Genomic DNA, 8,877 nt, shown 5'->3' with positions numbered 1-8,877 from the left:
ATCCCGCTCGACGTGATCTGGATCGGCTCCTGCACCAATGGCCGCATCGAGGACCTGCGCACCGTGGCGAAGATCGTCGAGGGCAGGAAGCTGCATGAGAGCCTGGACTACGGCATGATCGTCCCCGGCTCCGGCCTGGTGAAGGAGCAGGCCGAGGCCGAAGGTCTCGACAAGATCTTCATCGCCGCCGGCTTCGAATGGCGCGAGCCCGGCTGCTCGATGTGCCTGGGCATGAATCCCGACCAGCTCAAGCCCGGCCAGCGCGCCGCGTCGACCTCGAACCGCAATTTCGAGGGCCGCCAGGGCTATCGCGGCCGCACGCACCTCGTCTCGCCGGCGATGGCGGCGGCTGCGGCGCTGACCGGCCGCTTCGTCGACGTGCGCACGCTGGGCTGACGAGGGCGGGCACCGGCGTCATTCTGAATCACAGGAGCGACGCCGGTGCCGACCGTTCTGAGAGAAGGACCGTACCGATTCTTCTTTTTCGGAGCCGACTGCATCGAGCCCGCCCATCTGCATGTTCAGCGCGATCGCCTGGTCGCCAAGATCTGGCTCCACGACCTGAGCTTCGCCGACACCGGAGGCTTTTCCGCCAGGGAACTCGCGCGCATAATGGCGATCGTCCGGGAGCGGAAGACCTCTCTTCAGGAAAGCTGGAATGAGTACTGCAAAGGCCACGGATAGAGTCGCGATCCGCAATGTCCGCTGTGACGAGACGATGCTGTTCGTCGATCTCTCGGATGGGCGGACGCTCGGCACCCCTCTGTTCTGGTATCCGCGGTTACTGAACGCCACTCCAACCCAGCGGGACAACTGGGAGTTGCTCGGCCCCGGCATCGGTGTTCACTGGCCGGATGTCGACGAGGATCTTTCACTCGAAGGCATGTTGGCGGGCAGAGCCGCCCCCGGCGTCGTCAAGTGAGCACCGATCCCCGCGAAGCCGCCCGCGCGGCCGAAGCCAAGGCGGCGCTGGATCGCGTCAAGCGAGACAGCGAGACCGTGCTGGGTACCTCTGCCGGCCGCGCGGCCAATCACTTCGCCGGCACCGATGCGCCGGAGGGCGACAGGATCGAGCTCTGGGGCCGGCGCATCGGCCGCTCGCTCTCGCTGCTGGGCGTGATCGTGCTGGCCTGGTGGCTCGGCCACCAGCTGAAGATCTGGTAATGTGGGATGGGCGCTTCGGTGAAGGCCACGGACATCGAATGGACCGCGGCGAAGGCCCCTTCGCTGGAGGCTTTCGAGCTGCTGGCGCAGGACGCCTTCGACCGTCTGCCGGCGGAGTTTCGCGCGCTCTGCGCCGATGTGATCTTCAATGTCACCGAGTTTCCCGAGGGCGACGTCCTGAAGGAATTGGAGGCCGAGAGCCCCTTCGACCTGCTGGGCCTCTTCACCGGCGTCGGCCTGCCGCAACAGGGCTTCGGGCCGCAGACCGGCCAGATGCCGAACACGATCCATCTCTACCGCCGGCCGATCCTGGATTACTGGGCGGAGCATGACGAGAGCCTCGGCTCCATCGTCAGCCACGTCATGATCCACGAGATCGGCCACCATTTCGGCTTCTCCGACGAGGACATGGAAGCCATCGAACAGGCGGCCGGCTGAGCCGCTCTTCATCAAAGGACGAGACCCATGCAGCCTTTCACCACCCTCACCTCCACCCCCGCCCCGCTCAAGGTGGTCAATGTCGACACCGACATGATCATCCCCAAGCAGTATCTGAAGACGATCAAGCGCACCGGCCTCGGCACCGCGCTGTTCTCGGAGATGCGCTACCAGGAGGACGGCTCGGAGAACCCCGATTTCGTCCTGAACCAGCCTGCCTATCGCAAGGCGCAAATCCTGGTGGCCGGCGACAATTTCGGCTGCGGCTCCTCGCGCGAGCACGCCCCCTGGGCGCTGCTCGACTTCGGCATCCGCTGCGTGATCTCGACGAGCTTCGCCGACATCTTCTACAACAACTGCTTCAAGAACGGCATCCTGCCGATCAAGGTGACGCCCGAGCAGCTCGACGCGCTGTTCGACGATGCCGAGCGCGGCTCCAACGCCACCCTGACGATCGACCTCGAGGCCCAGACCATCAAGGGCCCCGACGGCGGCGAAATCCGCTTCGAACTCGACCCCTTCCGCAAGCACTGCCTGCTGAACGGCCTCGACGATATCGGCCTGACCATGGAGAAGGCCACCAAGATCGAGGCCTTCGAGGAGAAGCTCAAGCAGCGCGAATGGGCTTGAACTAAAAGGCGAGGCAGTCAGCAGCCCTCATCCTGAGGAGCCGTTCCTTCGGGAACGGCGTCTCGCGCGCTGGAACGCGGCTATTAAGCCACCAGCCCCTGCATCGGCTTGAGCTCGCCCGTGCCGGGGAACACCTTTTCCGCCAGGACCGGGCCCGACAGCCCGAACAGATCCGCCACCACGCCCTTGGCGACGGCGCGGATATCGGTCGTCGGCTTGAGATCGCGGTTCTGGTAGAGCTGCTCGGGCCTCAGGCCCGGCCAGTCGGCGATCATGCGCCCGCCCTTCACCGCCCCGCCGACGAGGAAGGCGACCGTGCCGGTGCCGTGATCCGTGCCGGTCGTGCCGTTGACGGCCGCCGTGCGGCCGAACTCCGTCACCACCATCACCACTGTGTCCTTCCAGACCGGCGCCAGCCCCTGTTCGAAGGTCGCGAGCGCCCCGTCGAGCCCGCTCAGCCGAGTCGCCAGCACGCCCTTGGCGCCGCCCTCGTTCGCATGCGTGTCCCACCCTTCGAAGGCGAGCGCGGCGATGCGCGGGCCGTCATCGGCGCCGACGAGCCCTGCCGCGCCCTCGGCGATCCGGCGCATGCCATCGACGCTGTCCGGTCCGCCCCCGCCGGCAGGCTTGCCGTCCATGCCGCGCCTCTGAGCCAGGCCTTCCGTCTCGATCGCCTGCTGCAGCGCGGCGGCGAGGCGCGGATCGCGCTGGCCGTAGAGATCGGCGAGCCGCATGGTGAGGTCGGCGCCGGCACGCGCCATGCGCGGCGGCGCCCAGCCCAGCACCGGCGCCTCGCCCCGGACCACCAGCGGCGGCACGACGCCGACGCCGAGCACGCCCTTGCGCGCGATCCCCTCGCCCGCCGGCAGGCTTGCGAGCAGGCGGTTTAGCCAGCCCGTGGCGGTGTATCCCGGCCCCGGCTGGCCGCTTTCGAGCACATCCTGCCCGTCGAAATGCGAGCGCTCGCGATAACCGGTGGCGGCGGCATGGACGATCGCCGCCTGGCCGTTGCGATAGAGCCGCGCCAGATTCGGCATGGCCGGATGCAGATAGAAGAACCCGTCGAGCGGCAGCGCAGCGTCCGGGCCGTCCTTGCTCAGCGCGATACCCTCGCGCAGACTCTGATAGGCGGGATCGCCCAGGGGCGGCACGGCCGAAAGCCCGTCCAGCGCCCCGCGCAGCACCACCACGAGGAAGCGCGGATCGCGGCTGCCGGGCGCGGCATAGGCGAGTTTCGGCACGAAGGACCAGGCGAAGAGCGCCCCCGCCGCGCCCAGCACGGCGCGGCGCGAGGGCGTCATCCGTTCGCAATCATCGTCGTCATGCAGATCCATCGCCGTCACCTCCTCTGGAATTCGGGCGACATCAGCAGCAGCGCGATCGCCTGCGGCTTGGTTTCGGCACGCGCGACGGCCTGCCTCGTCTCGGGCGAAAGCACAGGTCCGAGCGTCTCCTCGCTGAGCCGGCGCGGATCGGGCACCGTATTGGCCACCTGCCGGCCCCAGCCGGCGGCGACGTCGATGCGCGTCTTCATGCCTTCGGCCGAGGCCCAGGCGACATTGGTGTCGGCATAGCCGTTCGGCCCCGAGGGCTGCCAGAAGGGCTGGCCCATCGCAGTCAGCGGCCCGTTGATCTGGCCGAAATCCGGCTGGCGGCCGAGCGCGCGATAGGAGGCGATCAGAAACTCCTGCGGCGAGCGAACCTTGGTCGCGGGCGCCCTCCAGGCCTCGTCCGAGCCGATCAGCGCGCGGTAGACGCTCGGCAGGTCGCCGCCGCTGCTGCGGAAGGTGCTCTCCAGAAGGGCGACGAGCTTGGGCGGCGGATCATCGGCCACGAAATGGCGCGCGAGCTTGGTCGCGATGAAATGCGCGGTCGCGGGGTGGCGGGCGAGATCGGTCAGCGCCGCAACCCCCTGCGCACGGCCGGGCTGGTCGTAGGAACGGCCGAGCAGCGGCGTCGTGCCCGGCTCGTGCAGACCGGCGTTGAAGGCGAAGGAGCCGGGAAAGCCGAGCACGCCCTCCCGCCCCACCACCGTCCAGCCGGTGATGATGCGCGCCAGATTGGTGACGTCCCCTTGCGAATAGCCGCCGGACACGCCGAGCGTGTGCAGCTCCATGATCTCGCGCGCCAGGTTCTCGTTCAGCCCCTTGCGCTGGCGCCGGCCGACCGGCGAGTTCGGCCCGATCGACTGTCGATTATCGAGGAAGTCCAGCATCGCCGGGTGGCTCTCGGCCGCGATCAGCATATCCTCGAAGCGGCCGAAGACATGCGGGCGGATCGCCTCGCGCTCATAGGCCCCGGCCATGATGCGCCCGATATTGCTCTTGGTCGCACCGATGCAGAAATGGTTCGACCAGAACATCACCAGCCGCTCGCCGAACCCCGTTTCGGCCGCGCAGGCGAGATCGACGCGCGCCTTCACCTCGTCGCGATAGGTCCGGTAAGGCAGCGGCGGCTCCTGCGGTGGCGGCTTGGCCGGCTGCGCCATCGCGTTCGGCGCAGGCGGCTGAGCGGGCGCGGGCTGGCCACCGGCAGGCGGCGGGACAGGAGAAGCAGCGGGCGCCTGGGGGCCGAGAGCCATCGCGTTCTGCGCCGGCGCGGCGGCGGCGACCTGCGTCGCGCTCCGCTTGGCCTCCCGCTCCATCCGCTCCTTGTCCTCGAAGGCATAGAGCGAACGGCCGATCTCCGCCGCACCCGAGAAAGGCACGCCCTGCGGCTGCGCCACCGGGCCGGCTGCGATCTCGGCCAGCAGGCGCTCTCTTACATCGCGGAACGCGCTTTGGCCCTGCCCGGCCCGAATTCCGAGGCCGAACCGTTGAAGGGCAATGCCATTCGCGGTCAGATCTCCGCTTTCCGCCATGGACTGAGTCTCCGCTGCGAGCGGCGAGAGCCTCGGCGAAAACTATGGCGAAATGCCGAAACCTTTCGTTACAATGACGCAAGGTTCGGGCGAGGCTCACCATCGCCGGCCCAGCGGGCCAGGCTCGTTCAGTCGAGCAGGATGCTCGCCGTGCGACCGGCGACGAGGCTGCGATCCTCCTCACCCAATCGCCCGATCTTTCGCGGCACCACGTCGAGCGGCAGGGTGAAGAGCTTCCATCTGATCGTGGAGGCGTGCTTCAGCCCGGTCGAGGAGAGTTCCCGGATCGCGTGGTCGCTGTCCCAGCGACTTTCGGCAGCCGTCGTGATCATTGCGGCAATGACGTGCCCATGCGCCGCATTGAACCCGGCACTCGACAGAACCAGAACAGGTCGCGGCTTGCTCTGCGCCAGTTCCGTAAACGGGAACAGGGCGACGCCGATATCCCAGCGGTCGAAGGCGGGCCCGTCAGAGGTCGTCATACGCCTCGCAATCCGCCTTGCTGGTCCATTCGCTCATCAAGGTCGAGACGGCGGCGAGATAGGGGTCCCGGTGCGACTCCTCGCCAAGGTCGATCTCGACCTTTTCACCACGACGCTCCCGGTAAAGCGCGTTCCAGAAGTCCTTGAACGCCTCGTCGGGCCGCAGCCCTGGGGTCGGCCTTCCATCGGCACCGTCACGCATCTTGCGGAACAGCACCGGCTTGCCCTCGATTCGCAGAGCCACCGGCGCATTGGGTTTCAGCGATGTCAGACGACGTGCGATCCGCTCGCTTTCGATATGCTTCAGCCAGATTGTATGATCATTGATGAGAACACGTGCCATGGATGCGCCCTCCGTTCCTATACGGGGGTATACCACCCACCCCCCTTCGACGAGAAGGGGCGGGTTTGCCCAAGCCCCTACACCACTACCGTGATCGTCTCGGCCGCCCGCGTCAGCCCGGTATAGAGCCAGCGCGCCCTGTGCTCGCGGAAGGCGAAGCTCTCGTCGAAGAGCACGACATCGTCCCATTGCGAGCCCTGCGACTTATGCACCGTCAGCGCATAGCCGAAGGTGAATTCGTCGGTGTGCTTGCGCAGCTCCCAGGGGATCTCCTCCTCGGTGCCGTCGAAGAAATTCGGCAGCACCGAGACCTTCACCGCCTTGCCGCCGGTATCGTCCTCGGGCGTCACGCGCATGGTGACGAGGCCCTTCTTGGAGGTCTTGATCTCCTGCACGATCCAGGAGCCGCCATTGAGCAGGCCCTTGCTCTTGTCGTTGCGCAGGCAGACGAGCTTTTCGCCCGCCACGGGATTGGTCTCAGCCCGGCCCATCAGCTGGCGGATGCGGGCATTGTAGTTGCGGCGGGTCTTGTTCATGCCGACGAGCACCTGGTCGGCGCCCATGACGATCTCGGGGTTGATGTCGGCGCGGCGGATCACGCGGCTCGGGCCGTAGTCGCCGAGATCGAGCCGGCCGCCCTCGCGCACGATCATCGACATCCGCACGATCGGATTGTCCGCCGCCTGGCGATGCACCTCGGTCAGCATCACGTCCGGCTCCTGCTCGGTGAAGAAGCCGCCACCTTTCACCGGCGGCAGCTGCGCCGGATCGCCCAGCACCAGCACCGGCGTGCCGAAGGAGAGCAGGTCCCGCCCGAGCTCCTCGTCCACCATTGAGCATTCGTCGATGACGATCAGCTTGGCCTTGGCCGCCGTGCTCTCGCGGTTGAGCACGAAGGTCGGGCTCTCCTCATCGACCCCGCGCGAGCGATAGATCAGCGAATGGATGGTCTGCGCCTCGCCGCAGCCCTTGTTGCGCAGCACGAGCGCGGCCTTGCCGGTATAGGCGGCGAAGACGACATCGCCGTCCACCGCCTCGGCGATATGTTTGGCGAGCGTCGTCTTGCCGGTCCCGGCATAGCCGAACAGGCGGAAAACCTGAGGCTCGCCGGCCTGCAGCCAGCGCGCCACGGCCGACAGGGCGGCATCCTGCTGCTGCGACCAGCTCATCGGGGCAATGCGGAAAGGACCATGCCGCAGACAGGGCCGAGTCGCGGCGCGAAGGCAAGCCCGTCCGACTCGCAAGCGGCGTCCGGATTCAGGCGGCGCGCAGCCGCGTCACGAAGGCCTGCGCCTCCGACTGCAGCGCCGCGATGCGCTCCACCAGTTCGCGCGCGCCGAGCGCGCCCATGCCCGCCTGGTCGACCGATTGCATCTGTGCTTCGGCGATCTCCGCCATGGCCATCGCCGCGGTGCCGGTGACGTTCGAGATGCGGCCCACCGTTTCGCCGAGGGACCCCAGCAGCCGCGCATTGGACCCTACCATGGTGGCGATCTCGGTGGCCGCCTGCTCGACATCGGCGATGCTGCCGCCGATCGCATCCACGGCCGTGGTGGCGTCGGCCAGGGCATCGTCGACCTGCGCGATGCGCCGCACCACGATCGCCGCGGCCTCGGTCGTCTGGCTGGCGAGCGCCTTCACCTCGGAGGCGACGACCGCGAAGCCTCGGCCATGGGCGCCGGCGCGCGCCGCCTCGATCGCGGCATTGAGGGCCAGCAGATTGGTCTGGCGCGCGACCTCGTCGATAAGTCCGATGACGTCGCGGATCTGGCCGGCCTTGTCCTTCAGCTTGGCGAAAAGCTCATGGGTGCCCGCGGCCTCGCGCGTCGCCGCGCTCGCCATCATCGACACCCGGCCGATCTCGGCATTGATCTGGCCGACCGTCATTTCCATCTGGAGCGCCGCCTCGGCCGTGCGGTGAGCCTCCTCGCCCGCCCCGTTGACGGAAGCCACCGCGACCTCCGAGCTGCGGGAAACCTGCGTCGCCCGCACCGCCGCATCCTGGAGCGCTCCACGCAGCACTTCGCTGGACTGGCCGATCTCGGCCAGGAGCACGCCCAGCCGCGACTGGAAATCATCGGCGATGCGGGCAAGCTCGCGGCTGCGGGCCTCCTGAAGCGCCTTTGCGATATCCGCCTCGCTCTCGCGCGTCACCAGCGTCGCGCGGATCACGCTGACCTCGCGGACGGTGCGCGCCAACTGGCCGATTTCGTCGGCGCGCCCGCAATGAGGCACCTCGATCACGGTCTGGGAGTCCGTGGCCCGGCGAATCGCCTCCATCAGCGCGCGCAGCGGGCGCGTCACCTGCATCCGCAAGACGAAAAAGGAAACCAGTCCCGTGATCAGGGGCAGCAGCAGGGCGAACACGATGATGCGGTAGCGCACCATGTCGGCGCGCACGGTGGCCAGCGCGGCCGCCTCCTTCGCCTGCTCGGCCAACCTGTCGCGAAGGCTGGAGGTCGCGACGATGATCTGCGCCGCGTTCAGCCGCGCTTCGTCGGCCTGCGATTCAAGCAGCGCCGCCTTGGCCGAAACCCGGCGGCCGATATCGACGATGCCTTGCTGGAAGTCCAGGAAGGTCCGCAGACGTGCATCGAGGATGGCATTGGCCTTCCGCAGATCGTCAGGTAGAGCGCTGAAGAACTGGGCCCGGGCCGAGCCGACGAGTTCGGTGGCCTCGTCGACCTGGTCGATCGCCACCGCGAGCTCGCTCGCGCTGGCCGTCGCGTCGAGGCGGGCGAGCAGCGAGGCATGCGCGACACGGCTGGCCAACAGCGACGCCGTCCCGGCAAGCTGCATGCTCTCGAAGGCGTGCCGGTCGATGCGCCGCACCTCCCTGCCGCCGAGCAGCACGCTCATCAGGCCGCCAGCGGCCGCAAGGCTCAGCAGCGCGAAGAGCAGCATGATCTTCGCCGTCAGTCCCAGTCGCCGCATAGCCTATCACCGCCGCCAGTCCGCGG

12 protein-coding genes are annotated in these 8,877 nt (G+C 67.9%); 6 read left to right on the top strand and 6 right to left on the bottom strand.

Translation table 11 applies throughout. The annotated features are described in order from the left end of the window. From ACOJTB_RS11705 to leuD, 6 genes are all read left to right on the top strand, one after another. A partial coding sequence (locus tag ACOJTB_RS11705; RefSeq protein ID WP_420102694.1) for an aconitase family protein occupies window positions 1-396 on the top strand: 396 nt, incomplete at its 5' end. 45 nt (window positions 397-441) lie between these two features. Continuing rightward, window positions 442-684 (top strand): DUF4160 domain-containing protein, encoded by a 243-nt coding sequence (locus ACOJTB_RS11700; protein WP_420102693.1) that lies wholly within the window; start codon window positions 442-444, stop codon window positions 682-684. Continuing rightward, window positions 659-922, top strand: coding sequence for a DUF2442 domain-containing protein (locus ACOJTB_RS11695; protein ID WP_420102692.1), 264 nt, complete (start codon window positions 659-661; stop codon window positions 920-922). Before ACOJTB_RS11700 ends, ACOJTB_RS11695 begins: the two co-directional genes overlap by 26 nt. Further along, window positions 919-1,164 carry a hypothetical protein gene (locus ACOJTB_RS11690; RefSeq protein WP_420102691.1) on the top strand — a complete coding sequence of 82 codons (246 nt, stop codon included), beginning with the start codon at window positions 919-921 and terminating at the stop codon, window positions 1,162-1,164. The genes ACOJTB_RS11695 and ACOJTB_RS11690 overlap by 4 nt, the downstream gene beginning before the upstream one ends. A gap of 18 nt (window positions 1,165-1,182) precedes the next feature. Beyond that, window positions 1,183-1,602, top strand: a complete 420-nt coding sequence (locus ACOJTB_RS11685; protein ID WP_420102690.1) for a metallopeptidase family protein — start codon at window positions 1,183-1,185, stop codon at window positions 1,600-1,602. Window positions 1,603-1,629: 27 nt separating this feature from the next. After that, window positions 1,630-2,232 (top strand): 3-isopropylmalate dehydratase small subunit, encoded by a 603-nt coding sequence (gene leuD / locus ACOJTB_RS11680; protein WP_420102689.1) that lies wholly within the window; start codon window positions 1,630-1,632, stop codon window positions 2,230-2,232. Window positions 2,233-2,315: 83 nt separating this feature from the next. On the opposite strand, the gene ACOJTB_RS11675 is transcribed toward leuD, so the two are convergent. The 6 genes from ACOJTB_RS11675 to ACOJTB_RS11650 form a co-directional block, all read right to left on the bottom strand. Beyond that, on the bottom strand, window positions 2,316-3,566 hold the full coding sequence (locus tag ACOJTB_RS11675) for a DUF1501 domain-containing protein (RefSeq protein ID WP_420102688.1): 1,251 nt from the start codon (window positions 3,564-3,566) through the stop codon (window positions 2,316-2,318). A 5-nt stretch (window positions 3,567-3,571) separates the two neighbouring features. Next, window positions 3,572-5,092, bottom strand: coding sequence for a DUF1800 domain-containing protein (locus ACOJTB_RS11670; protein ID WP_420102687.1), 1,521 nt, complete (start codon window positions 5,090-5,092; stop codon window positions 3,572-3,574). Between the two features lie 128 nt (window positions 5,093-5,220). Beyond that, window positions 5,221-5,574: a type II toxin-antitoxin system PemK/MazF family toxin gene (locus ACOJTB_RS11665; RefSeq protein ID WP_420102686.1), complete on the bottom strand. Its 354-nt coding sequence runs from the start codon at window positions 5,572-5,574 to the stop codon at window positions 5,221-5,223. After that, the gene (locus ACOJTB_RS11660) at window positions 5,561-5,917 is read right to left on the bottom strand and encodes a hypothetical protein (protein ID WP_420102685.1); all 357 of its coding nucleotides are present in this window, start codon (window positions 5,915-5,917) and stop codon (window positions 5,561-5,563) included. The genes ACOJTB_RS11665 and ACOJTB_RS11660 overlap by 14 nt, the downstream gene beginning before the upstream one ends. A gap of 77 nt (window positions 5,918-5,994) precedes the next feature. Further along, window positions 5,995-7,086: an ATP-dependent DNA helicase gene (locus tag ACOJTB_RS11655; protein WP_420102684.1), complete on the bottom strand. Its 1,092-nt coding sequence runs from the start codon at window positions 7,084-7,086 to the stop codon at window positions 5,995-5,997. An 88-nt stretch (window positions 7,087-7,174) separates the two neighbouring features. After that, a complete protein-coding gene (locus tag ACOJTB_RS11650; RefSeq protein WP_420102683.1) occupies window positions 7,175-8,851 on the bottom strand; it encodes a methyl-accepting chemotaxis protein in 1,677 nt (558 codons plus the stop codon). Between the last annotated feature and the right edge of the window lie 26 nt (window positions 8,852-8,877).

Origin of the sequence: Allobosea sp. (assembly GCF_048595345.1) — a bacterium.
GTDB lineage: Bacteria > Pseudomonadota > Alphaproteobacteria > Rhizobiales > Beijerinckiaceae > Allobosea.
This window is presented reverse-complemented; position numbering and strand designations above follow the sequence as displayed.